The organism is Streptomyces sp. JH14 (assembly GCF_029428675.1).
In the GTDB taxonomy this organism is placed as follows: domain Bacteria; phylum Actinomycetota; class Actinomycetes; order Streptomycetales; family Streptomycetaceae; genus Streptomyces.
Genome location: NZ_JAJNEL010000001.1, coordinates 4,054,949 through 4,079,163, shown reverse-complemented (window position 1 = coordinate 4,079,163; position 24,215 = coordinate 4,054,949). Strand labels below are relative to the sequence as shown.

At 71.7% G+C, this 24,215-nt stretch carries 22 protein-coding genes; 13 read left to right on the top strand and 9 right to left on the bottom strand.

The window, feature by feature from the left end:
- Positions 1-55 precede the first annotated feature (55 nt).
- The gene (locus tag LRD69_RS18410; protein WP_277327671.1) at positions 56-1,051 is read left to right on the top strand and encodes an aldo/keto reductase; all 996 of its coding nucleotides are present in this window, start codon (positions 56-58) and stop codon (positions 1,049-1,051) included.
- Between the two features lie 110 nt (positions 1,052-1,161).
- Here the strand turns inward: LRD69_RS18410 and LRD69_RS18405 are convergent, their stop codons facing one another.
- Positions 1,162-1,695 carry a PadR family transcriptional regulator gene (locus tag LRD69_RS18405; RefSeq protein WP_277327670.1) on the bottom strand — a complete coding sequence of 178 codons (534 nt, stop codon included), beginning with the start codon at positions 1,693-1,695 and terminating at the stop codon, positions 1,162-1,164.
- A 93-nt stretch (positions 1,696-1,788) separates the two neighbouring features.
- Between LRD69_RS18405 and LRD69_RS18400 the strand changes: the two genes are divergently transcribed.
- Entirely contained in the window at positions 1,789-2,568 is a 780-nt protein-coding gene (locus LRD69_RS18400) for an alpha/beta hydrolase (RefSeq protein WP_277327669.1), read from the top strand.
- Positions 2,569-2,700: 132 nt separating this feature from the next.
- Here the strand turns inward: LRD69_RS18400 and thpR are convergent, their stop codons facing one another.
- From thpR to LRD69_RS18385, 3 genes are all read right to left on the bottom strand, one after another.
- Complete coding sequence (gene thpR, locus LRD69_RS18395) at positions 2,701-3,264, bottom strand: RNA 2',3'-cyclic phosphodiesterase (protein ID WP_277329780.1); 564 nt, start codon at positions 3,262-3,264, stop codon at positions 2,701-2,703.
- Positions 3,265-3,537: 273 nt separating this feature from the next.
- A complete protein-coding gene (locus LRD69_RS18390; protein WP_277327668.1) occupies positions 3,538-4,872 on the bottom strand; it encodes an MFS transporter in 1,335 nt (444 codons plus the stop codon).
- A gap of 98 nt (positions 4,873-4,970) precedes the next feature.
- The gene (locus tag LRD69_RS18385; protein WP_277327667.1) at positions 4,971-5,411 is read right to left on the bottom strand and encodes a MarR family transcriptional regulator; all 441 of its coding nucleotides are present in this window, start codon (positions 5,409-5,411) and stop codon (positions 4,971-4,973) included.
- Positions 5,412-5,546: 135 nt separating this feature from the next.
- Here LRD69_RS18385 and LRD69_RS18380 point away from each other — a divergent pair, with 135 nt between their 5' ends.
- Positions 5,547-5,780: a hypothetical protein gene (locus tag LRD69_RS18380; RefSeq protein WP_277327666.1), complete on the top strand. Its 234-nt coding sequence runs from the start codon at positions 5,547-5,549 to the stop codon at positions 5,778-5,780.
- 4 nt (positions 5,781-5,784) lie between these two features.
- On the opposite strand, the gene LRD69_RS18375 is transcribed toward LRD69_RS18380, so the two are convergent.
- A complete protein-coding gene (locus LRD69_RS18375) occupies positions 5,785-7,242 on the bottom strand; it encodes an NCS2 family permease (protein WP_277327665.1) in 1,458 nt (485 codons plus the stop codon).
- A 187-nt stretch (positions 7,243-7,429) separates the two neighbouring features.
- Here LRD69_RS18375 and LRD69_RS18370 point away from each other — a divergent pair, with 187 nt between their 5' ends.
- Positions 7,430-7,714, top strand: coding sequence for a DUF2530 domain-containing protein (locus LRD69_RS18370; protein ID WP_277327664.1), 285 nt, complete (start codon positions 7,430-7,432; stop codon positions 7,712-7,714).
- Positions 7,715-7,896: 182 nt separating this feature from the next.
- A complete protein-coding gene (locus LRD69_RS18365) occupies positions 7,897-10,365 on the top strand; it encodes an HAD-IC family P-type ATPase (RefSeq protein WP_277327663.1) in 2,469 nt (822 codons plus the stop codon).
- Between the two features lie 55 nt (positions 10,366-10,420).
- Here the strand turns inward: LRD69_RS18365 and LRD69_RS18360 are convergent, their stop codons facing one another.
- A complete protein-coding gene (locus LRD69_RS18360) occupies positions 10,421-13,633 on the bottom strand; it encodes a molecular chaperone Hsp90 (RefSeq protein WP_277327662.1) in 3,213 nt (1,070 codons plus the stop codon).
- Between the two features lie 367 nt (positions 13,634-14,000).
- Complete coding sequence (locus LRD69_RS18355) at positions 14,001-14,936, bottom strand: DUF3027 domain-containing protein (protein ID WP_277327661.1); 936 nt, start codon at positions 14,934-14,936, stop codon at positions 14,001-14,003.
- Between the two features lie 439 nt (positions 14,937-15,375).
- On the opposite strand from LRD69_RS18355, the gene LRD69_RS18350 reads away from it, so the two are divergent.
- From LRD69_RS18350 to LRD69_RS18335, 4 genes are read left to right on the top strand one after another with little or no spacing between them, the layout of a single operon-like run.
- Positions 15,376-16,812, top strand: coding sequence for an MFS transporter (locus LRD69_RS18350; RefSeq protein ID WP_277327660.1), 1,437 nt, complete (start codon positions 15,376-15,378; stop codon positions 16,810-16,812).
- A gap of 27 nt (positions 16,813-16,839) precedes the next feature.
- Positions 16,840-17,319, top strand: coding sequence for a DUF2771 domain-containing protein (locus tag LRD69_RS18345; RefSeq protein WP_277327659.1), 480 nt, complete (start codon positions 16,840-16,842; stop codon positions 17,317-17,319).
- Between the two features lie 29 nt (positions 17,320-17,348).
- Positions 17,349-18,092 carry a futalosine hydrolase gene (locus tag LRD69_RS18340; RefSeq protein ID WP_277327658.1) on the top strand — a complete coding sequence of 248 codons (744 nt, stop codon included), beginning with the start codon at positions 17,349-17,351 and terminating at the stop codon, positions 18,090-18,092.
- A complete protein-coding gene (locus tag LRD69_RS18335) occupies positions 18,067-18,942 on the top strand; it encodes a 1,4-dihydroxy-6-naphthoate synthase (RefSeq protein WP_277327657.1) in 876 nt (291 codons plus the stop codon). The genes LRD69_RS18340 and LRD69_RS18335 overlap by 26 nt, the downstream gene beginning before the upstream one ends.
- Positions 18,943-19,002: 60 nt before the next feature.
- Here the strand turns inward: LRD69_RS18335 and LRD69_RS18330 are convergent, their stop codons facing one another.
- Positions 19,003-19,386 carry a cold-shock protein gene (locus tag LRD69_RS18330; protein ID WP_037692759.1) on the bottom strand — a complete coding sequence of 128 codons (384 nt, stop codon included), beginning with the start codon at positions 19,384-19,386 and terminating at the stop codon, positions 19,003-19,005.
- A gap of 197 nt (positions 19,387-19,583) precedes the next feature.
- On the opposite strand from LRD69_RS18330, the gene LRD69_RS18325 reads away from it, so the two are divergent.
- Positions 19,584-19,820 (top strand): hypothetical protein, encoded by a 237-nt coding sequence (locus tag LRD69_RS18325; protein ID WP_277327656.1) that lies wholly within the window; start codon positions 19,584-19,586, stop codon positions 19,818-19,820.
- A 36-nt stretch (positions 19,821-19,856) separates the two neighbouring features.
- On the opposite strand, the gene LRD69_RS18320 is transcribed toward LRD69_RS18325, so the two are convergent.
- Entirely contained in the window at positions 19,857-20,483 is a 627-nt protein-coding gene (locus tag LRD69_RS18320) for an HAD family hydrolase (protein WP_277327655.1), read from the bottom strand.
- A gap of 135 nt (positions 20,484-20,618) precedes the next feature.
- Here LRD69_RS18320 and LRD69_RS18315 point away from each other — a divergent pair, with 135 nt between their 5' ends.
- From LRD69_RS18315 to LRD69_RS18305, 3 genes are read left to right on the top strand one after another with little or no spacing between them, the layout of a single operon-like run.
- On the top strand, positions 20,619-21,629 hold the full coding sequence (locus tag LRD69_RS18315; protein WP_277327654.1) for an iron ABC transporter permease: 1,011 nt from the start codon (positions 20,619-20,621) through the stop codon (positions 21,627-21,629).
- Positions 21,626-22,702, top strand: coding sequence for an iron chelate uptake ABC transporter family permease subunit (locus tag LRD69_RS18310; RefSeq protein ID WP_277327653.1), 1,077 nt, complete (start codon positions 21,626-21,628; stop codon positions 22,700-22,702). The genes LRD69_RS18315 and LRD69_RS18310 overlap by 4 nt, the downstream gene beginning before the upstream one ends.
- Positions 22,699-23,556 (top strand): ABC transporter ATP-binding protein, encoded by an 858-nt coding sequence (locus tag LRD69_RS18305; protein ID WP_277327652.1) that lies wholly within the window; start codon positions 22,699-22,701, stop codon positions 23,554-23,556. Before LRD69_RS18310 ends, LRD69_RS18305 begins: the two co-directional genes overlap by 4 nt.
- Positions 23,557-24,215 lie beyond the last annotated feature (659 nt).

Here is a 24,215-nt window from a genome sequence, read left to right as displayed (position 1 = left end):
GCGCTCACGGGTCACCCTTGCTTCGAGCGGACTCGAAGGCGTTGGCTTGGTGTCCATGAAGTACACGCAGCTCGGACGCACCGGACTCAAGGTCAGCCGCCTCGTCCTCGGCACCATGAACTTCGGCCCGCAGACCAATGAGGTGGACAGCCACGCCATCATGGACTCGGCGCTGGACACGGGTCTGAACTTCTTCGATACCGCGAATGTCTACGGCTGGGGCGAGAACAAGGGCCGCACCGAGGAGATCATCGGCACCTGGTTCGCCAAGGGCGGCGAACGCCGCGACAAGGTGGTCCTGGCCACCAAGATGTACGGGAACATGGCCGCCGACGGCGAAGCCTGGCCCAACCACGACAAGCTCTCCGCCGTGAACATCCGGCGCTCCGTCGAGGCGTCGCTGAAGCGGCTCCAGACGGACTACATCGACCTCTACCAGTTCCACCACGTCGACCGGAACACCCCCTTCGACGAGATCTGGCAGGCCATCGACGTCCTCGTCCAGCAGGGCAAGATCCTCTACGCGGGCTCGTCGAACTTCGCCGGCTACAAGATCGCCCAGGCCAATGAACTGGCCGCCCGGCGCGGGTCGTTGGGCCTGGTGAGCGAGCAGTGCATCTACAACCTGATCGAGCGCCGCGCCGAGATGGAGGTCATCCCGGCCGCGCAGGACTACGGCCTCGGCGTCATCCCGTGGTCCCCGCTGCACGGCGGCCTGCTGGGCGGCGTGCTCAAGAAGGAGCGCGAGGGCACCGCCGGACGTTCGGCCTCCGGCCGCAGCGCGGACGCGCTGAAGAACTCGGCGCAGCGCGAGAAGATCCAGGCCTACGAGGACCTGCTCGACAAGCACGGCCTGGAGCCCGGCGAGGTCGGCCTGGCCTGGCTGCTCACCCGGCCCGGCGTGACGGGGCCGATCGTCGGGCCGCGCAACCAGGAGCAACTGGACTCGGCGCTGCGGGCTCTCGACCTCGAACTCTCCGCGGAGGTGCTGGAGTCGCTGGACGAGATCTTCCCGGGCCCGGGTCCGTCTCCCGAGGCGTTCGCCTGGTGAGGACGGCCTGACGAGCTCTCAGTTCCTTTCCGGCGGGCCGTCGCCGTCCCGTCCCCGTACCGGGGGCGAGGACGGCGACGGCCCGTTCGGCATTTGTCCGGGAGTGCGGCTCAGCGGGCCTCGAGTTCCTCGAGCGTCGTCCCGAGCCAGCTCAGTTCCGCCTTGCTCGTCGCCCGGGCGATCTTGAGGACCCCTTGGCGGAACGGGTCGTCGAACGCCTCGGCGCCGAGCGGGCGCACGCCGTCGGAGTCGTAGAAGAAACTGCTCGGCTCCTGCAGAAAGCCGAGCCTGCGCCGCAGCACGGCGGCCTGCTCGGCCGGGGACGCCAGGTGGCGCAGGAAGGCGAGCACGGTGAACCAGCGGTTCTCGTCGCTGATGTCCACCTCGTCGGCCTCGCGCAGACGGCGCCGCAGCTCCTCGCGCCCGTCGTCGGTCAGCGTCAGCATGTGGCGGGGCGCTGCCCTGCTGCCCGGCTCGGTCCGGCGCTCCAGCCAGCCGGCACGCTCCAGGCGCTTGATCGCCGGATAGAGCGTCCCGTCCGCGATGGGGCGGACGTGTCCGGTGAGGTGGGCGACCCGACGCTTCAGCTCATAGCCGTGCAGCGGCTGCTCGTACAGAAATCCCAGGATGGCCAGTTCCAGCATGTGCGTATCCTCTCCGATTTCCCCTCACCCTATACATCGATACCGATGTATAGTCGTGCCGAGGCTTTGTCCGGTGCACGGCAAGGAGGAATCATGCAGAACGCTCAAGTGACGGCCGACGGTGCGCGCATCAGGTGGGTGGAGCTCCCCGGCAGCCCCGGCTCGTCCCGCACCCAGGTCTTCCTGCACGGCCTCGGGGCCTCGTCCGGCCCGTACTTCACCGCGAGCGCCGTCCATCCGCTGCTCGCCGGGCACCGCTCGCTGCTCATGGACATGCTCGGCTTCGGCATCAGCGACCGGCCCACGGAGTTCGGCTACACGCTCGAGGAGCACGCCGACGCGATCGCCGTCGCGCTCCGGGCCGCCGGCGCCGGCGCCACGGACGTCGTCGCGCACAGCATGGGCGGCGCGGTGGCCATCGTGCTCGCGGCACGCCATCCGGACCTGGTGGCGCGGCTCGTGCTGGTCGACGCCAACCTGGACCCCGTCGCCCCGGCCCCGCCGCGGCCGGGCACCAGCGGGATCGCCGGCTACACCGAGGAGGAGTTCCTGGCCGGCGGGTGGAGGGAGATACGCGACCGGGTGGGGCCCCACTGGTGGGCGACCATGCGCCTCGGGGGCCTCGAGGCACTGCACCGCAGCGCGATGAACCTCGCCCGCGGTACGACCCCGACGATGCGTGAGCTGCTGCTGGAGCTGACGATCCCGCGCACCTACCTGCGGCCGGAGGCCGACGGACCGCTGCCCGGCGGGGACGCGCTCGTCAGGAGCGGGGTGCGGGTCGTGGCGGTCCCGGAGTGCGGGCACAACATCATGCTGGACAACCCCGAGGCGTTCGCGAAGGAAACCGCGCGGGGGCTGGAGCTCGCCTGACGGGAGCCGCGGTCAGCGGCTCAGCCTCCGACCGCGGCTGCCACGGCAACGACGGCGAACATCAGTACGAGCACAACGGCCATGATGCGGTTTCTGGTCTTCGGATCCACCCATCGAGCGTAACCGCACCGCTCAGTGCCCCAGCGACCAGGAGGCGACCACCTCGTACCGCGGCTGCTCCCCCGGCACTCCGGCGACCGGCAGATTGCTGCGTACGAGGGCGATCTCGCCGACCACCCACGGAGTGCCCTCGAAGGCGTCCAGGGCATCCACGTAGGGGTGCAGGTCCGCCTCGGTGCGACTGCGGGCGAGGGTGAGGTGCGGGGTGTAACGGCGGTGCTCGTCCATCGGGATGCCCGCGCGGCGGGCGGCGGCGTCGGCACGCTCGGCGAGGAGCCTCAGCGTGTCGAGGTCGCCCGCGGCCCCGGCCCACAGCACATGGCCGTCGAACCGGCCGCCGCGGTGGATGCGCAGCGGGAGCGGCTCGGTGCGCCGGGCGGCTCGCTCCAGCCGCTGGTGCAGATCGGGCAGCAGCGCGTCGTCGACCGCGCCGAGGAAGGCGAGCGTGAAGTGCCATGCGTCGGTGCCGGTCCAGCGCATGCGGTCGGCGCCGGGAAGGCTGTGCAGCGGGGCGACGGCCTTGCCGAGCTCCGCGAGGGCGGAGGCCGGCGGCAGGACGGCGACGAAGAGTCTCATGCGGCTCATGTGCCGAGTGTCGCACCGTACCGGAGCGTTCCGGTCACCGTGCGTATCGCCGTCGTGCGGGGCTGCCCGCGCCCGTACGGCAGCGGGGAGGGCTCCACGACGACCGTCGTGGGCACCGGCAGGATCCAGATGGCCGACGTCCTCGTCGGCCTCGCCTGCGCACCGGCAGGTTCCCCCGCGACGGTCAGCGCCCCCCTGCCACGCGAAACGGCCCCGACCGGTGTCCCCCGGTCGGGGCCCCGCCACGTTCCGTACGGACGGCCCTCAGGCCGCCGCCGCCAGCTGCTCGCGGGGGACGAACCGTACGTGCGGGTGGCCCGGTCGCAGGTCGACCTTGAGGCGCAGACCGCCGGCGCGGGCCAGCATGAGGCCGACACCGAGCGCGGCGAGCATCGAGAACGTGCCGCCGACCGCCATGGCCGTACGGACGCCGTACGTGTCGCTGAGCCAGCCGACGATGGGGGCGCCCACCGGCGTACCCCCGGCGAAGACCATCATGTACAGGCTCATCACACGGCCGCGCATGGCCGGGTCGGCGGCCATCTGGACGCTCGTGTTCGCGCTGATGTTGGTGGTCAGGCCGATCATGCCGATCGGGAGCAGCAGGATCGCGAACAGCCAGACGGACGGCGACATGGACGCGATGATCTCCAGGAGACCGAACGCCGTGCCCGCGGCCACCAGCATCCGCAGCCGCGAGGAGCGGCGGCGGGCGGCGAGCAGGGCGCCGGCCAGGGAGCCTGCCGCCATGAGTATGTTGAAGAACGAGTACATCCCGGCCCCGCCGCGGAAGATCTCGTCGGCGAAGGCGGTGAGCCAGATCGGGAAGTTGAAGCCGAACGTGCCGATGAAGCCGACGAGGACGATCGGCCAGATCAGCTCGGGGCGCCCGGAGACATAGCGCAGTCCCTCGCGCAGCTGCCCCTTGGCCCGCGGCACCACGACGGCCTTGTGGAGTTCGCTCGTGCGCATCAGGAGCAGTCCGACGAGCGGGGCGCCGAAGGACAGCCCGTTGAACAGGAAGGCCCAGCCGCTGCCGACCGTGGTGATCAGGACGCCGGCGACGGCGGGGCCGATCAGCCGGGCCGACTGGAAGTTCGCCGAGTTCAGGCTGACCGCATTGCGCAGCTGGGCGGGGCCGACCATCTCGGAGACGAAGGACTGGCGGGCCGGGTTGTCCACCACGGTGACCATGCCCAGCAGGAAGGCGATCAGGTAGACGTGCCACACCTGGACGGCGCCGGAGAGCGTGAGGGCCGCGAGGGCGATTCCGCACAGCCCGAGCGCCGCCTGGCTGACGAGGAGGAGCTTGCGCTTCGGGAGGCGGTCGGCGATGACGCCGCCGTACAGGCCGAAGAGCAGCATGGGGAGGAACTGGAGGGCCGTGGTGATACCGACGGCGGTGGCGGACCCGGTGAGGCTCAGAACGAGCCAGTCCTGCGTGATGCGGGACATCCAGGTACCGGTGTTGGAGATCACGGCGCCGGTGGCGAACAGGCGGTAGTTGCGGATCTTCAGCGACGAGAAGGTCCCGCCGGTCTTGCTCTCGTGGGTGGACGTCGGTGCGGGGGCGGAGTCTGCTCCGGATCCCGTACTCAAAAGGGTTCGCCTCCTCGGGCGTGGGCTGCGTGCGGACTGACGGGGATGCGGCCGTACGGGCGCTGCGCCGGCGGTCGCCCGGCCCACCGCCCGTACCGCTACAGGTGGGCGAGCTTCTCCAGCACGGGCGCGGCCTTGCGCAGCGTCTCCCACTCGTCCTCGTCCAGGCCTTCGGCGAGGGTGGCCAGCCAGGCGTTCCGCTTGGAGCGGCTCTCCTCGAGCATGGCTTCGGCCTGCTCGGTCTGGCTGACCATCTTCTGGCGACGGTCATCGGGGTGCGGTTCCAGTCTGACCAGCCCCTTGGCTTCGAGCAGCGCGACGATGCGGGTCATCGACGGAGGCTGCACATGCTCCCTGCGGGCCAGCTCACCCGGGGTGGCGGAACCGCAACGGGCGAGCGTGCCGAGCACCGACATCTCGGTGGGGCTCAGCGACTCGTCGACGCGCTGGTGCTTGAGGCGCCGGCCCAGCAGCATCACGGCGGAGCGGAGGGAGCTCACGGCGGCGGCACTCTCGCCGTCGTGGATCAGGTCAGGCATGTTTATTAGAGTAACTCATTACCTACTCTAAGGACCACTCGGATGATGCACTCGTATCGAATCGATCACCCAAATGAGTGAGTGAGATCCGGAAAGTGACGCGAAGCGACCTCTGAGGCCGTAACCCTGCTTGCCATGGGATCGACAGTGCTCAGCCTGCGGATAGACGGTGAGCTGCTCGACCGGCTCCGGCAGCACGCCGCCAGACGCGGAATGAGCGTCCAGGACTATGTCGTCCGGACGCTCATTCGCGACGACTTCGACGAGCGCTTCAAGGCGGCCGTGGAGGAGACGCAGAAGTTCTACGGGGCGGACGGACCGGCTGAACTGATCGGCCCGGGGGTCCGCCCCGCAGAGAGTGACGAGTGAAGGGTTACGACGTCAGACCGAGGGCCGGCATCGCGTAGTAGAAGACGAAGACCGCCGACACCACGTACATGGCCACCGGCACCTCGCGCCCACGGCCGGCCGCCAGGCGCAGCACGCAGAAGGCGATGAAGCCGATGCCGATGCCGTTGGTGATCGAGTACGTGAACGGCATCATCAGCATGGCCAGGAAGGCCGGGATCGCGAGCGTGTAGTCGCTCCAGTCGATGTCCCGGACCGATCCCGCGGTGATCAGGAAGCCGACCGCCAGCAGCGCCGGAGTGGCGGCCTGCGACGGAACCATGGTCGCCAGCGGCGTCAGGAACAGCGCCACCGTGAACAGCAGACCGGTCACCACGCTCGCCAGGCCGGTGCGGGCCCCCTCACCGACACCCGCCGTGGACTCCACGAAGCAGGTCGACGCCGAGGAGGAGCTCACACCGCCGGCGGCGACCGCGACGCCGTCCACGAACAGCACCTTGTTGATGCCGGGGAAGTTGCCGTCCTTGTCCATCAGCTTGGCCTCGTCGCCGACCCCGAGGATGGTGCCCATCGCGTCGAAGAAGCAGGACAGCAGCACGGTGAAGACGAAGAGGATGCCGGTGAGCAGACCGACCTTGCCGAAGCCGCCGAACAGGCTGACTTGACCGATCAGCCCGAAGTCGGGGCTGGCGACCGGGTTGCCCGGCCACTGCGGGACGGTCAGGCCCCAGGCCCCGGCCGGCAGGTCGGCAATGGCGTCGATGACCAGCGCGACGACCGTCATCGCGACGATCGAGATCAGGATCGCGCCCGGCACCTTGCGGACGATCAGCGCGAGGGTGAGCAGCGCGCCGAGGATGAAGACCAGCACCGGCCAGCCGTTCAGGTGGCCGTCGAGGCCGAGCTGAAGCGGCACCGTGGTGTGCGCGGCGTCCGGGATGCGGGAGACGAAGCCGGAGTCGACCAGGCCGATCAGCAGGATGAAGAGACCGATACCGATCGCGATGCCCTTGCGGAGCGACTTCGGTACGGCGTTCATGACGCGTTCGCGCAGCCCGGTCGCGACGAGCAGCATGACGACGATGCCCGCGAGGACGACCATGCCCATCGCGTCCGGCCAGCTCATCCGGGGGGCGAGCTGCAGGGCGACGACGGTGTTGACGCCGAGACCGGCGGCCAGCGCGATCGGCACGTTGCCGATGACACCCATCAGGAGCGTGGAGAACGCGGCGGTCAGCACCGTGGCGGTGACCAGCTGGCCGCCGTCGAGCTGGTTGCCGTACATGTCCTTGGCGCTGCCGAGAATGATCGGGTTCAGCACGATGATGTACGCCATCGCGAAGAACGTGGCGAAGCCGCCGCGGATCTCGCGCGCGACCGACGACCCCCGCTCGGAGATCTTGAAGAAACGGTCCAGGCCGCCGTGCGGCTGCGGCGCCGCCGGTTGCCTGGAGTCGACCGAAGCGGTGGCCGAGGGGGACATGTATGACCTCAGTCGTGCGTAGTGGGGGGAGAAAAGTAGTCAGCTTTGGACTTTTACACGAATAAATCGAGACAGCCGTAAGCAGATTCAGTATGAATACATAAGCCGAAGATCGCTATCTCCGCGCGTAGACCCTTGGGCCGACTGGCCCGAAGACCTCTGTATGCGGGCCGCATACACTGACCCCATGGCGAAGTGGACACCGACACACGAGGCACCCGAGCCCCTGGAGGGGCCCGTCGTCGCCACCATCACCGGCGGAACGATCCTCTGGTTCGTCCTCTTCCTCGTACAGCTGCCGTTCTACGGCTGGTTCGACGACCACGGGCACACCTGGTGGGTGTGGACATGCCTGGCCGGTGGCGGGCTCGGGCTGATCGGCATCTGGTACGTGCGGGGGCGCGACGCGGCGCTGAAGCGGGCGGCCGCCGCGAAGGACGCAGCGGCCGGCGCCACCGACGACGGCCACTGACCCCACCGGCCCCGGGACGCCCACTCGAGCCGCCGGCGCAAGCCCCTGACGCGCAGGAGCGGTGAACGCCGGGGACGGCCGCCCGGCTTCCCCGCCCGCGCCGGGCCCACCCCCTCCTCCTCCGGCCCGGCCCCCGGATCCCCGGCGGGTGAACCGAGCATTCCGCCCGTACCGTCGAAACCATGACGCAGCGGGCACTCAACTCCTCCGGGGGCCAGACACCCGGCCGGCCCCGGCCGGTCCCGATCGACGCCGGATCCGAGCTCGACCCGGTCCACCCGATGAGGCTGCCCGCTCCGGCCGTGAGCACAGGCGGGCTGACCGCGGCCGAGGTCTCCGAGCGGATCGCCCGCGGCGAGGTCAACGACGTACCCGTCCGCTCGTCCCGGTCCATCGGCGAGATCGTCCGCGCCAATGTCTTCACCCGGTTCAACCTGATCATCGGCGTGCTCTGGCTGATCATGCTGTTCGTCGCGCCGTTCCAGGACAGCCTCTTCGGCTACGTGATCATCGCCAACACCGGCATCGGCATCATCCAGGAATGGCGGGCCAAGAAGACCCTCGACGGCCTGGCCGTCATCGGCGAGGCGAAACCCACGGTCCGGCGCGACGGGGTCGCCGCCGAGATATCCACCTCCGAGATCGTCCTCGGCGATCTGGTCGAGCTCGGCCCCGGTGACAAGGTCGTCGTGGACGGCGCGGTGGCCGAAGCCGACAACCTGGAGATCGACGAGTCGCTGCTCACCGGCGAGGCCGACCCCGTACTGAAACAGCCCGGCGACCCGGTGATGTCCGGCAGCTTCGTCGTCGCGGGCGGCGGCGCGTTCTCCGCCACCAAGGTCGGCCGCGAGGCCTACGCCGCACAGCTCGCCGAGGAGGCGTCCCGCTTCACCCTCGTCCAGTCCGAGCTGCGCAGCGGCATCAGCACGATCCTCAAGTACGTCACCTGGATGATGGTGCCGACCGCGATCGGCCTGATCATCAGCCAGCTCGTCGTCAAGAACACCAACCTCAAGGACTCCGTCGCGCGGACCGTCGGCGGAATCGTCCCGATGATCCCGGAGGGCCTGGTCCTGCTCACCTCGGTCGCCTTCGCGATCGGTGTCGTACGGCTCGGCCGCAAGCAGTGCCTGGTGCAGGAGCTGCCCGCCATCGAGGGCCTCGCCCGGGTGGACGTCGTCTGCCTGGACAAGACCGGCACGCTCACCGAGGGCGGCATGGACGTCACCGAGGTGCGGCCGCTGGGCGGCGCGGACGACCCGTACGTACGCCAGGTGCTGGCCAACCTCGGCGCGTCCGACCCGAGACCCAACGCCAGCCTGCAGGCGATCATCGACGCCTATCCCTCCCCGAACGGGGAGGCGTGGCGCTGCACGGAGGCCCTGCCGTTCTCCTCGGCGCGCAAGTACAGCGGCGCCGCGTTCGACGAGGGCAGCGGAAAGGCGTCGAGCTGGCTGCTGGGCGCCCCCGATGTGCTGCTGCCGGACCACGACCCCTCGCTCGGCGAGATCGAGCGGCTCAACGAGCAGGGGCTGCGGGTCCTGCTGCTGGCCCGCGCCCAGGGGGAGCTGGAGGGGCCGCAGAGCGCCGCGGGGGCCGAACCGACCGCACTGGTCGTCCTGGAGCAGCGGCTGCGGCCGGACGCCGGGGACACGCTGCGCTACTTCGCCGACCAGCGAGTCGCCACGAAGGTCATCTCCGGGGACAACGCCGTCTCGGTCGGCGCGGTCGCGGGCAAGCTGGGCCTGCCCGGCGCCGAGCACACCCTGGACGCACGCCGGCTGCCCGCCGATCCGGACGACATGGCCTCCGCCATGGAGGAGCACACGGTCTTCGGCCGGGTCACCCCGCAGCAGAAGCGGGAGATGGTCGCGGCCCTCCAGTCCCGCGGCCACACCGTCGCGATGACGGGCGACGGGGTCAACGACGTGCTGGCGCTCAAGGACGCCGACATCGGGGTCTCGATGGGCTCCGGCTCGGAGGCGACGCGCGCGGTGGCGCAGATCGTGCTGCTCAACAACAGCTTCGCGACCCTGCCGTCGGTGGTCGCCGAGGGCCGCCGGGTCATCGGCAACATCACCCGGGTCGCCACGCTGTTCCTGACGAAGACCGTCTACTCGGTGCTGCTGGCGATCCTGGTGGTCTGCTCCCAGGTCGAGTACCCGTTCCTGCCCCGGCACCTGACCCTGCTGTCGACGCTGACGATCGGCGTCCCGGCGTTCTTCCTGGCCCTCGCGCCCAACAAGGAGCGGGCCCGGCCCCACTTCGTCCGCAGGGTCATGCGGTACTCGGTGCCGTCCGGCGTCATCGCGGGCATCGCCACGTTCGTGACGTATCTGATCGCCCGGCACTACTACACGGGTCCGGGGTCGCTGGACGCGGAGACCAGCGCGGCGACGCTCACGCTGTTCCTGGTCTCGATGTGGGTCCTCGCGATCATCGCCCGCCCCTACACCTGGTGGCGGATCGTCCTGGTCGCGGCGATGGGCGGAGCCTTCCTGATCGTGCTGATCGTGCCGTGGCTGCAGGAGTTCTTCGCGCTGAAACTGGTGGGTTCCGTGATGCCGTGGACGGCGGTGGCGATCGCGGTGGCGGCGGCGACCGCCCTGGAGTTCACCTGGCGCCTGGTCAGCCGCCGCTTCCCGGTGTAGGCCGCCCGCTCGCCCCTCGGCCGCCGCTCAGCCCCTCGTCCGCCCGCCGCGCCCGTCAGTCGAACCAGCGGTCCCGGGCCAGTTCCTCCGTGCGGGACGGGTCCTCCAGCAGCGCGGCGACCTCGAAGCGGCGCGGCCACTGGCCCGCCGCCCAGGCCAGGCCCGCCGCGACACCCTCCAGCGTCGACGCGTGGACGACCCCGTCCGGGGTGCGGCGCCAGTCCAGTTCGACGCCGCCCGCGCGGAGCTCGCCGTGCTCGACGTACGTGTCAGGGGTACCGGCGCCGAGCAGGATCCGTACCGGCTCCGGCACCCGGTGCTCCTCGCCCTCGGTCGTCACCTGCGCCTCGACGGTCTCACCGAGCCGTCGCACCTGGAAGAGTTCGGCCAGTTCCGCCGCACGCGCGGGAGCCACCGGCAGGAGCGGCAGACTGTCCGTCAGCGGCAGCAGATCGGGAGCGTCTGCGATCACCGCGTCCGCCGCGTCGACGACCCTCACCTCGCCGTCGACCACGGCCCGCAGTTCGTCGGGGAGCGTGACCTGCTCGGGGTCGAGATCGGCGAGGGCCGTGTACAGCTCATGGAGTTGCACGGAGCCGACCGGACGGTCCCCGTCCGCGAGCCGCCCGAGGAGCTCGGCCGCGCCGCCGGGCTCGTCGAGGAGCGCGGCGACCGAGGTCCGCACCCCGAGGGCGCGCAGCACCTGGGCATCGTCGAAGCCGGCCGCGTCCGCGGAGTCGTACAGTCCGGACAGCCGCGGGTCACTGCCCGCCGCCCGCAGACCCGCCGGGCGGCGGCCGTCGAGCACCGGGTGGTCGCGCAGCCACCAGGCGGTGTACGGGCGCACGGACTGCGTCGTGCCGTCCGGGAGGAGCACCCGCACCGGCTGGGTCAGCGCGTCGCGCAGCGGCGGCCGGGAGAGCAGGGCGAGCGCCTGCGGCCAGGCGTCGTCGTCCACGAGGTCGAGGTCACGGACGGCGACGAGTTCGGTGACGACCGGCGGCACCGCGGCGTCCGGCAGCTGGTCGAGGACGTCCTCGCACCACACGTCGACGGCGTCGAGCAGCCCCGCGTCGTCGGGCTCGGCGAAGTCCCCTTCGCGCGGCTCCAGTTCGTCCGGGTCGAGAACGACATCGGTGGCCCGGACCAGCGCGAAGGTGGCCAGCACCCCGCAGGCGGTCAACGGCTGCTCACCCCAGCGCTCGGCCAGTTCCTCGTCGCAGAGCGCGAGTTCTCCTTCGCGCATGATGCCCGCGAACGGGCTGCCCGGCAGGACGAGTTCACCGGCCGGTGCGGGTTCGCCGTCCTCGTCGGGCAGGGCCAGGGCGCCGAGCCAGGGTTCGTCGCCGGGGGCCAGGCCTGCGTCCCGGACGAGCGTGAGAACGGTCTCCGCGAGCTCTTCGGCGTCCAGCGCGTCCTCGTCCCACACCTCGCCCGCATCCAGCGAGGCGGCGACGGCAGCCCGCACCTGCGGGGTCGTCAGCACGGCACGCGGAGTGGCGGGCAGGGCGCCCAGCTTCTCCAGGAGCGGATGGGCGGCGTCCGGATGTGCGACCTTCAGCCCGAGCCGGGCCAGCCGGTCGAGGACGGAGCCGGTGAGCGCTTCGGGCAGGGGCAGCAGGACCTGCCGGGGCCCGATCGTGGTGCGCGGGGCCGCGGTGACGTCCGTCCCGTCCACCGCCTGCGTCGTCTCCGCCGTCCCGGCCAGCGGCACCGGCAGTCCGGAGAGCCGGTCCGGGTCCATGCCGGCCAGGCTGTCGTACAGCCGCCGCCACCACGCGGGATCGCGCTCCAGACCGGCGAGCCGGTCGATGGCCTCGGTCAGCGGCACCCTCGCCACCCCGAGCGTCCGCAGCTCGCTGCGGCGCTCGAGTCCCGCGGGCAGCAGGCACGGCAGCACCTCGGCGAGCACCTGGACGGTCTCGGCTCCGACCCCCTCCAGCACCTCCGCCTCGATGGGCCGCAGACCGAAGGTGGCCTCGCCGGCGCTCTCCGTCTCCGCGTCCCAGGCGTCCCAGCTGTGGGGTTCGGCGGCGGGGTCGCGCGGGGCGGCGGGCTCCAGGAACGCGACGCGCGGCAGCCGTTGCAGGATCGCGCCGCGCAGCGCCCCGTCCAGCTCGCTCTTGCCGAGCGGGCCGGGCACCAGGTCAAGCGTGCCGACACTCACCGGCTGCCAGTCGGCGAGCAGTTCGGCGTACGCGTCGGCCGCGCGCTGCACGAGGAAGTCGGTGAGCGGGCCGGGAGCCGGGTGGCGGCGGGTGGTGTCCAGCGGCAGCGACGCGATGAACAGGGCGGGGACGCCAAGGGGTTCGTCGGTGGGGGTCGGGGCGTGGACGACGGGGGCGGTACGGGGGTAGACCGGCGCCCCTTCCCCGTCCACGGGCACCGCCCAGGTCACCGACCAGTGCGGGCGCAGCCGTTCCTCCAGCGGGCGGTCGGCGAGCAGGGCCGGTTCGATCGGCCCGTGGTGCACGACCGTACGCCAGCGGTTGCGGCCGTACGCGGAGTCGTCGACATGCGTGTACGGGCCGTGCTGGGAGCGGAGCAACGTCCGTACGCCGTCGGGGGTGTCGATGACGATCTCTTCGAGGCCGGGCAGTGTCAGGAGCAGCGCGTCGTCGACGGCGGCGAGCAGCCGGCCGACGAGGTCCTCGGCGACGCCGTCGCGCAGCGGCAGGACGACGACCGTGTCGTACCCGTCCGGTGCGGTGCCCTCGGCGGGCAGCGGGAGCCGGAGCAGCGGCACGTGTCCGTCGCGGCGGCGCAGCTCGTCACCGAGGCCGGGGCTGCCGACGGCGGCCTGACGGGCAAGGTCGCGGGCCTCGGCGAGGGACCAGCGGACACCGCCGTGCCGGCCGACGACGGCGGGCTCGTCACTGACCGCGAGCACGGCGGCGAACCCGACACCGAACCTGCCGACGGCGGACTCGTGCCCCTCCCGCTTGGCGGAGGCCCGCAGCGTGCTGAGCGATTCGACGCCGGTGGCGTCGAGGGGGGCACCGGTGTTGGCGGCCGCGAGGACGGCATGCTCCGCGTCGCCGGGGTGCAGGGTGAGGCGCAGGCGGCCGGGTACGCCGGCGCGGGCGGCGGCGTCGGCGGCGTTCTGGGCCAGCTCGACGACGAGGCGGTCGCGGTAGCCGCCGAGCGCGAGGTCCTCCTCGGCGTTGGCGTCCTCCCGGAACCGGGCGGGACCGGCGCCCCAGGCATCGAGCACCCCGCGCCGCAGCCGTGCCGTCCCGAACGGATCGGCCCCCTCGGTCGCATTCATGCCCACGCTCTGACTCCGCTCTGTCCGGTGACGCGTTACCTGTGCGGCGGAGGGTGCGGGTGCACCCGTGCCGCCAGTGTGCGCCCGAAGGTACCGCGAGCGGAAAGCCGGTGCGCCGAGCCCGGGCGCCACGCTCTGTCCCCGGTCTCCCACGTGGCCCGAAAGGGACGGGCGGACTCTCGACGGGCTCGAAGTGCCGCGGCGCGGCGACGCCCCGGGCGCCCCGGGGTCGCCGGGTCCCGCCCGGCACCCGGCTCAGCCCATGCGGGAGCCCGGCCGGCGCTCGCCGGCAGAGCGGTCACCACGTGGGCTGCGCCCCCACCACGACGTCGGGGCCCCGCAAGCCGGGCCCCGGCGGCCAGGAGCGTCAGGAGTGGCCGAGATCCTCCGACGGCCCGTCCGTCTCCACCGGAACGGACCCGCTGTCCCGCGGCGGACGCAGCAGGTACTCGTCCACCTGCATCGTGTCCAGCGCATGCGGCGCCGGCTTCGGCGGCTTCGGCATCACCGCGGCCTCCGAGTGCCCACCGCACCCGTACGACAGCGAGACGACCCGCCCGTCCGCCGGGCTGAACTCGTTCGCGCACACTCCGAACGCCTGCCGCAGCGATCCCGCCACCGGCACCAGGAAGGCACATGTGTCGCAGGACGCCGGTGCCGCCTGAGCCATCGGCGTCTTCGCGCCGAACGACTCGTCCCACCGGTCGGCCGCCGCGTGCAGCCCGTACCGGGAGAGCACCCGCGCCCGCCGCATCCCGAGTTCCTCGGCCACCGCCGCGATCGAGCCGCGGTCCGTCGCCTCCGGGCGCGTCGTCAGCTCCGCGTCCTCCGCGTCGACGAGGTCGGCCAGTTCCTCCGACATCTCGGAGACGACCGAGTTCGGCGGCGGCTCGTCCTCGCCGGTGTACCCCGGCTCCAGCCGGAGATCCTCCGCCTCGGTGGGCAGCAGATCGCCGGGCCCCATGTCCCCGGGGCGCAGCCGCTCGCTCCACGGCACCCATTCCGGCGCGAGCAGCGCGTCCGCACCGGGCAGCAGTACGGCCTCGTCGAGCGTGACGTTCTTGGCACGGGAGGCCCTGGCGACCGTCACCGCCCAGCGCCAGCCCCGGTAGCCGGGCTCCTTGCACTCGAAGTAGTGCGTGACGACCCGGTCCCCTTCGGAGACCAGCGCCACATGCTCACCGACCACTCCCGGCGCGGCAGCCTCCTCGGCCGCCGAGCGTGCGAGGTCTACCGCCTCCGCGCACAGGCGGTCGGGGGCAGGGGTACGGGCAGTACGGCTTCGCGTCGTAGCAGCACTCACAGGTCTCGCTTCTCTCCATACGCCGTCTCACGAGCGCGCCAGCAGATCCATCGATTTCGGCCTCAACGGTTGCGGGCGGAGCGGACCTGGGGGCCGCGTCGACGTCCACACCCGTTGTGCCTGCCTCGGGCGCGCCTTCTGCTATCCATTCTGCGGGATCGCTGAGAGGCGCGCGGCCAAGAACAACCGCCGGTGGCGCGCTACGCACGCTACCCTCTCCGCCGCTTCCCGCCCACCTGCCCGTCCCAAACGACGCTGTATCCACTGCCGTGTCCGTGTCAGATCGGACACGGGGACGGACGGAACGGACATCGGGGAGGGGCGCCGAAGGTGTCCAGGAGCGGCTACCGGTGATCTTCACTGACCCGACAGGGCGGCACTCACCGCGCCCCGCACCGTTCTCGGTTCGTTACCGGTGGGACTGGGGCACTATGACGAAGTGGCTTCCGCCAGGTCGCACGACGGGTCCGGCCCGCTCCGCAGGACGGGCCGGTCGATCGGCCGTGCCCTGCACGCGCCGTTCACCGGCACCGCGAAGGGCATCCGCAGGGCGACCCACGCCCACGGCGCCGGGGAGTCCGGGCTCGGCAAACTGATCGAGCTGCATGCCGTGAACGGCGCGGGCGACGTGATGATCACGGTCGCGCTCGCCTCGACGGTGTTCTTCTCCGTGCCGACGGACGAGGCCCGCGGACGCGTCGCCCTCTACCTCGCCATCACCATGGCGCCCTTCACGCTCCTCGCCCCCGTCATCGGCCCGCTCCTGGACCGCCTGCCGCACGGCCGCCGCGCCGCGATGGCGGCCGCCATGCTGGCTCGGGCGCTGCTGGCGCTCACCATGTCGGGCGCGGTCGCCACCGGCGGTCTGGAGCTGTATCCGGCGGCACTCGGCGTCCTGGTCTCCTCGAAGGCGTACGGCGTCGTGCGCAGCGCGGTCGTCCCGCGCCTGCTGCCACCCGGCTTCTCCCTGGTGAAGGCCAACTCCCGGGTCACGCTGGCCGGCTTGCTGGCCACCGGTGTGGCGGCACCGATCGGGGCCGGGCTGCAGACCGTCGGACCCGGCTGGCCGCTGTACGGCGCGTGTCTGGTCTTCATCGGCGGCACCGTTCTCGCCTTCACGCTGCCCCCCAAGGTCGACTCGGCGAAGGGTGAGCGCCGGGCCCGGCTGGTCGACCACCACGGGCATCAGCCGCCCGCCCGCCCGGCACCGTCCACGACCGGCAGAAACGGCAAGTCCGGCAGGGTCAACGGCAAGAGATCCGGGGAAAAGGAGAAACGGCCAGGGCTGCGGACCGTCGGACCGTCCGTCCTGCACGGACTCCAGGCCAACGCCGCACACCGGGCCCTCTCCGGGTTCCTGATCTTCTTCCTGGCGTTCCTGCTGCGCGAACACCCCCTGGCCGGGCAGAGCGCCGCCGTCTCGCTCGGCATCGTCGGCGTCGCGGCCGGTGTCGGCAATGCCCTCGGTACGGCGATGGGCTCCTGGCTCCGCGCCCGCGGCCCCGAGGTGATCATCGCCTCGGTGCTGGGCCTGGCCCTCTGCGTCGCCGTCCTGGCCGCCGCCTTCTTCTCCACCCTGATGGTCGCCGCGCTCAGCGCCATGGCGGGCTTCACCCAGGCCCTGTCCAAACTGTCGCTGGACGCGATGATCCAGCGCGACGTGCCCGAGGAGGTGCGGACCTCCGCGTTCGCCCGGTCCGAGACGCTGCTCCAGATGTCCTGGGTGGTCGGCGGCGGCATCGGCATCGCCCTCCCCCTCAACGGCGTACTGGGGATGTCGGTTGCCGCGGGCATCCTCGCCCTGGGCGCGGCAGCCTCCGTACGGGGTCTGCTGAGCGCCGCGCGGCGCGGCTCGCCGCACCCCCGCGTGGCGTGAACGGAAGCGACCGATAACCTTCGGGCCATGACCGTTGCGTTCTTCTCCGGTAAGGGCCGTCGAATCGGCGTCGCTCTTGGTGCCGTGTCCGCGGGACTCCTCGTCCTGTCCGCCTGCGACAAGCCGACGCCGCTCGCCACCGTGACGGTCGGCGACACGTCGGTGTCCACCGAGGCCACCTGCTACAACGACGGCGACGCCATCAAGGCGTCCGAGGTCCAGGCCTGCCTGAACAAGAAGGCGGAGAAGTCCGTCAAGGTCGCGATGGACGACAAGGTCCGCTTCGGCGTCGACCCGGAGATCGCCGACCACGGCTGGACGCTCTTCATCAACGGGCAGCAGGCCGAGCAGGAGCCGTACAAGAGGACCTACCGGTCCATCCCGGGCAGCGCCTTCTTCTCCAGCCAGACCGGCGAGACCGCGGACAAGGCGCAGATCAGCATCGTCGAGACCGACGGCAAGAAGCTCACGGGCATCTGGCACTTCGAGCTCAAGAAGACCAACTGATCCCCTTCCGACCTGGGAGCGCCCTCCCCGTGCGTGTACTTGTCGTGACCGCGGTCCCGGTGGAACGGGACGCGGTCACGCGTGCGTTCACGGACCGGCCCCAGCAGCTCGACGTGCCCGGCGCTGAGCTGCACCGCGCCGGCCTCGTCGACGTCGTCGCGGGCGGCGCCGGACCGGCCGCCTCGGCCGCCACGGCCGCCTTCGCCCTGGCCTCGGGGGCCGGGGCAGAGGCGGGAACCGGGGCCGGCGCGGAGCCGTACGCTCTGGTCGTTTCGGCCGGGATCGGCGGCGGGTTCGCGCCCGCCGCCCCCGTCGGCTCCCTCGTCGTGGCGAGCGCGATCGTCGCCGCCGATCTGGGCGCCGAGACCCCCGAAGGATTCGTGCCCGTCACCGCCCTCGGCTTCGGACGGGACCGGTTCGTACCACCGCCCGCACGGGTACGGGACGTGGCCGCCGCCACCGGCGCACTGGCCGGCGAGGTCCTCACCGTCTCCACGGTGACCGGCAGCGCCGAACGCGCCGCCGCTCTGCGCACCGCCCATCCGCACGCCGTCGCCGAGGCCATGGAGGGCTTCGGGGTCGCCGAGGCCGCCGAGCGGCTGCGCGTACCGGTGCTGGAGCTCCGGGCCGTCTCGAACGCAGTCGGCCCGCGCGACCGGGACGCCTGGCGCATCGGCGACGCGCTGGCCGCGCTCACCGAGGCGTTCGGGAAGCTCACCCCCGTACTGGAAGGCTGGACCACCCACCATGACCGACACCACCGGCACCACTGACGCGACCGGCGACGCCCTGCGCATCGCGTACTCGCCGTGCCCGAACGACACGTTCGTCTTCGACGCCTGGGCCCACGGCCGGGTACCCGGCGCGCCCGCCCTCGACGTCACGTTCGCCGACATCGACCTCACCAACGGCATGGCCGAGCGCGGCGAACTCGACGTGCTGAAGGTGTCGTACGCGGTGCTCCCCTGGGTCCTCGAGGAGTACGCGCTGCTGCCGTGCGGCGGGGCGCTGGGACGCGGCTGCGGGCCGCTCGTCCTGACGAAGGAGCCGGGTACGGATCTGACGGGGAAGACCGTCGCCGTGCCGAGCGAGCGGTCGACCGCCTACCTGCTGTTCCGGCTCTGGGCGGCGGACGTCGTCCCGGGCGACGTCGGCGACATCGTCGTCATGCCGTTCGACGAGATCATGCCGGCCGTGCGGGACGGGAAGGTGGACGCCGGACTCGTCATCCACGAGGCGCGGTTCACGTACCGCACCTACGGGCTGCACAGCCTTGCCGACATGGGCGAGCACTGGGAGCTGACGACCGGTCTGCCGATCCCGCTGGGCGCGATCATCGCCAAGCGGTCGCTGGGCGCGGAGAAGCTGAAGGTACTGGCCGAGTCGGTGCGTACGTCGGTACGGATGGCCTGGGACGACCCGGAGGCGTCGCGGCCGTACGTGCTGGAGCACGCCCAGGAGATGGACCCGGCCGTGGCCGACCAGCACATCGGGCTGTACGTGAACGAGTTCACCGCCGACCTCGGTGAGAACGGCTACGCGGCGATCCGCGGACTGCTGACCCGCGCCGCGGCCGAGGGGCTGGTACCGCCCCTCGGCCCGGACGCGCTGTCGTTCGTCTGACGTCGAGGCCCTGGTGCCTCTCGTGGCGAAAGGCGCCAGGGCCTCTCGTGGCGAAAGGCCCTAGACGTCGAGCTGGTCGGCGACTGCGCGCAGCAGGCCGCCGATCTGCTTGCCGGCCGCCTTGTCGGGGTAGCGGCCCCGCTCCAGCATCGGCGTGATGTTCTCCAGCAACGTCGTCAGATCCTGCACGATCGATGCCAGTTCGTCCGGTTTGCGGCGCTGCGCGGCCGCGACGGACGGCGTCGGATCGAGGATGGCCACCGAGAGCGCCTGATCTCCACGCTGACCTGCGACGACACCGAATTCGACACGCTGGCCGGGCTTGAGTGCGTCGACTCCGTCAGGGAGCACCGACGAGTGCACGAACACGTCGCCACCGTCGTCGCGGGAAAGGAAGCCGAAGCCCTTCTCGCTGTTGAACCATTTGACCTTGCCAGTCGGCAAAGCACGCACCCCATCTCAACCCGTAAGCCGGAACCAAGCCTCAGCAGGTCAGGCCGGACCATGGTCGTGCTCCCCTGCTGGCAGAAGCCTCCACAGGTGCAGTACCCCTCGTCAAGCCTGGTCATCCGGACTGTGTCCAGAAACGGCACACTCCGGGTGAAGGGGGGATCGTCCGGGGCGGGAACTACCCTGGCGCAGTGAGTACTACACCTTCCGGCGCAGGCGACCGGCTCGTCCGGGTCGGCGCGATCGTCTTCTTCATCGGGGCGCTGGCCACACTCGTCACCGTGGCCCCGCTGTTCCTCGGGACCGACCCGTTCCCCTCCTTCGCATATGCAGTGTGCATGCTGATGGGGGTGGGGTTCCTGATCGCGGCAGCGGGTGTGCTGCGGTCGGTGTGGGCGGCGTCCCCGAAGCGGAGCGCCGCGCGGTAGAGCGCCACGCGGGAGGGCGCGGCCGCCCACGGCCCCCTATCCGGCCCGGTAGGCACCCAGCCACGCCGGGAACTCGGTCAGGTCCCGCAGGATCACATCCGCGCCCGCCGCCCTCAGTTCGTCCGCGTCGCACGGTCCCGTCGTGACCCCCACCGACAGCGCCTCGGCCCGGCGGGCACCGCGTACGTCGCCGGTGTGGTCGCCGACGTACACCTGGGCGCCGTGCTCGCGCAGCGCCCGCGCCTTCCCCTCCGCCCACAGGCCGCCGATGATCTCGTCGGTCTCGATCCCGAGGTGCGCCAGGTGGAGCCGGGCGTTCGGCTCGTGCTTCGCGGTGACGACGACGGTCCGGCCGCCGCGTTCGCGGATCGCGGCTATGGACTCCCGGGCGCCGGGCAGCGCCGGAGTCGGGATGATGGCGTGTGTGGGATAGATCTCCCGGTAACGGTCGGCCGTGGCGGCCACGACGTCCGCCGGGAACCAGTTCGCCAGCTCGTCCTCCACCGGCGGACCGAGCCTGCTCACGACCAGGTCGGCGTCGATGTGCGTCCCCGTCTCGGCGGAAAGCGCCTGGTAGGCGGCCTTGATGCCGGGCCGGGAATCGATGAGCGTCATATCGAGGTCGAAGCCGACCGTCAGCGGGTGCGAAGCCATGGTCCCCATTGTGCCGAGCCCGCGATCCGCCCCTCGCCCTTCGGGTCCCGGTGGCCCCCGCCTAGACTAAGCCAAGCCTTACCTGGCTGCGCCCGACCATGGGGGGCTGCGCCGCCAGGCCGTCCAGCTCGCCGATTGGGTCCGATGCCAGCCGCCGCACCTCGCCGCCACAGACGCGCTCTCGCGACGGCGGCGGCCGTCCTCGCGCTGCTGGTGGCCGTCCTGCTCAGCCTTGCCGTGGGCGCGCGCACCATCCCGCCGTCCGCGGTGCTCGACGCCCTGCTGCACGGCGGGCACTCCGACGCCGCCGAAGTGATCCGCCAGCTGCGGGTGCCGCGCACCCTGATCGGGCTGATGGTCGGTGCGGCGCTCGCCCTCGCGGGCACGGTGTTCCAGGGCATCACCCGTAACCCCATCGCCGACCCCGGCATCCTCGGCATCAGCCAGGGCGCCTCGGTCGGCGTGGTGCTGGCCATCGCCTTCGCCGGTGTCCACACGCTCACCGGGTACGTCTGGTTCGCGTTCGCGGGCGCCGCCGTCGCGTCCGTCGCGGTGTACGCGATCGCCTCGCGCGGACGCGGCGGTGCCACGCCGGTGAAGCTCGCGCTGGGCGGCGCCGCGATCAATGCGCTGCTGGTGTCGGTGACGATGGCGGTGCTGACGACGAAGGCGTCCGCGCTCGACGAGTTCCGCTTCTGGCAGGTCGGTTCGATCGGCGGGCGCGAGGCCGAGGTGGCACAGCAGATCTGGCCGTTCCTGCTGGTCGGCACGGTGCTCGTGCTGTCCGTGGCACGCGGTCTCGATGCGCTGGCACTGGGCGAGGACGTCGCGAAGGGCCTGGGGCAGAAGGTCGCGACGGTACGGATCGTCGGCGGTATCGGGGCCACCGTGCTGACCGGCGTCGGGGTGGCCGCGGCCGGACCGATCGCGTTCATCGGGCTGGCCGTCCCGCACATTGCCCGCGCGATCGTCGGCAGCGACCACCGGTGGCTGCTGCCGATGGCGGCGCTGACCGGCCCCGTGATGCTGCTCGTCTCGGACGTCATCGGACGCATCGTCTTCCCGCCGAGCGAAGTCCCGGCGGGTGTGATGACGGCGCTGATCGGGGTGCCGTTCCTGGTCACGCTCGTACGTCGGAAGGCGGTCCCGGCATGAGCGGCACCCTCACCCGGACCCGGGTCCGGCCCGCCGGGTACAGCGTCGTACGGATCGGAGCGCGCGGACGCTTCCTACTGCACCGGCGGGCGGCCGTCGTCGCGGCGGTCCTCGTCGTGCTGCTGGCGGCCGTCTGTGTCGCGTACCTCTGTGTCGGCGAGAGCTTCGTCGCGCCGTCCGAGGTCGTGAAGGTGATCCTCGGGCAGCCGTCGCAGAGCGAACTGGTCGTCGGAACGCTGCGGCTGCCGCGCATGGTCGTCGGGCTGCTCGTCGGCACCGCGTTCGGCTTCGCCGGGGCGCTGATCCAGACGGTGGCCCGCAATCCGCTGGCCAGCCCCGACATCATCGGCATCAGCCAGGGCGCGGGCGCGCTCACGGTCGGCGCGATGACGTTCGGCGTCACCTCGTACACCGTGCTGCCGTACCTGTCGGTCATCGGCGGGATCGCGGCGGCGGCGCTCGTGTACGTCTTCGCATGGCGCGGCGGACTGCACGCCACCCGGTTCGTCCTCATCGGCATCGGCTTCGCCATCGCGCTGCGGTCCGTCACCACCCTGTTCCTGACGAAGGGCGACTACCTGGTCGCCCAGCAGGCGCAGATCTGGATGACGGGTTCGCTGAACGGCCGCGGCTGGAGCGAGGTGGCACCGATCGGCTGGACGCTGCTGGTGCTCGCACCGGCCGTCCTGTGGGCGGCGCGTGCGCAGCGGACCGTGTCCATGGACGACGACACAGCGACCGCGCTCGGCGTGCGGCTGGGCCGGGTACGCCTGGGCCTCGTCGCGCTCGGCGTGATCCTGGCGTCCGTGGCGACCGGGACGGCCGGGCCGGTCGACTTCGTGGCCCTGCTCGCCCCGCAGATCGCCCGCCGCATGACGCGTACCGCGCAGATCCCGCTGCTGTGCTCGGCGCTCCTCGGTGCGGTGATCGTCGTCTTCGCCGATCTGCTGGCCCGCAAACTCTTCTCGCCCACCGAGCTGCCGGTGGGCGTACTGACGGCGGCGGTCGGCGCCCCGTATCTGATCTGGCTGATCATCCGCGGTCACGGTGGCCGCAAGGGAGGCAAGGCATGAGCCCGACCCGTACGTCCGATGCCGTCGCGGTCGCCGAGGAGACGGCCGGCCGGCTCACCGCGCGCGGACTGACTCTTGCCTACGAGGACCGCACGGTCGTGCACGAGCTGGACCTCACCGTTCCCGACGGCCGGGTGACGGTCATCGTCGGCCCGAACGCGTGCGGCAAGTCGACCACCCTGCGGGCGCTCGGCCGGCTGCTCAAGCCGCGCGGCGGAGCCGTGCTCCTCGACGGTACGGAGCTGTCCCGGATCCCCACCAGGAAGATCGCCCAGTCGATAGGGCTGCTGCCGCAGACCCCGGTCGCGCCCGAGGCGATCACCGTCTCCGACCTCGTCGCGCGCGGCCGCCAGCCGCATCAGCACTGGTGGCAGCAGTGGTCGGAGGCGGACGAACGGGCCGTCACCGACGCGATGGACCGTACGGACATCACGACGCTCGGCGACCGGCCGGTCGACGAACTGTCGGGCGGGCAGCGGCAGCGGGTCTGGATCGCGATGGCGCTCGCGCAGGAGACGGACCTGCTGCTCCTCGACGAGCCGACCACGTACCTCGACATCGCGCACCAGGTGGAGGTCCTCGACCTGGTGCGTCAGCTGGCCGCACCGGCGGCGGACGGCACCCGCGGCCGGACGGTCGTCACCGTGCTCCACGACCTGAACCAGGCCGCGCGGTACGCGGACCACCTGGTCGCGATGAAGGCGGGCCGGATCGTCGCGGAGGGCCCTCCGGGGGACGTCGTCACGGCCGAGCTCGTACGCGAGGTGTTCGGCCTGGACGCAGTGATCGTCCCGGACCCGGTGACGGGTTCCCCCCTGGTGGTACCGGGCGCCCCGTGGTCCCCTGCACGATGACCCCTCCGGGGGGCGTCAGTTGTCCCACCCCGGTCCGAGGCGGAGGGTTCCGTCCTCAATCGCCGGACGGGCTCGATGTCGCTGCCCCGGTCCGGGGCGGGGGGTCCGTCCTCAATCGCCGGACGGGCTTGGTTGTGTCACCCCGGGCCGTGGGGGTGCCGTCGCCTCCGGCCGGGGGTGGGGTGGGCGGTGCCCCTCCGGGGCGTCTCCTCAGGACTGGCGCGGAAGCCCGCAACGCGGACGAGCCCGGCACGTGCGCCAGCCCCTGCGGGGACTCCCCTGCACGGCCCCACCCACGCATCACTCGCGCCTGCACCCCGGTGGTCGTGACACGTCCGCGCCTTGGTGGGATGTGCCCGCGCCCCGGTGGTCGTGACATGAAGGCACAAGCGCCCGCGGGCGCGTACCGGCCGGTCCGGGGCCGTGCAGGGGGGTCCCTGTAGGACGACGAACGGATACCCGGGCTCGCCCGACGACGAGCCCGAACGTTCGTCGTTCGAGGAGACACCCCGGAGGGGCCCCGGACCACCACCCACCGAACCAAGGCGACCGCACCCCCGGAGAACCGCGCCAGGGCGGACACCCCAAGCCCGTCCGGCGATTGAGGACGGAACCCCCGCCCGGGGCGACGGCACCACAACGGACCCGGCGGACACCCC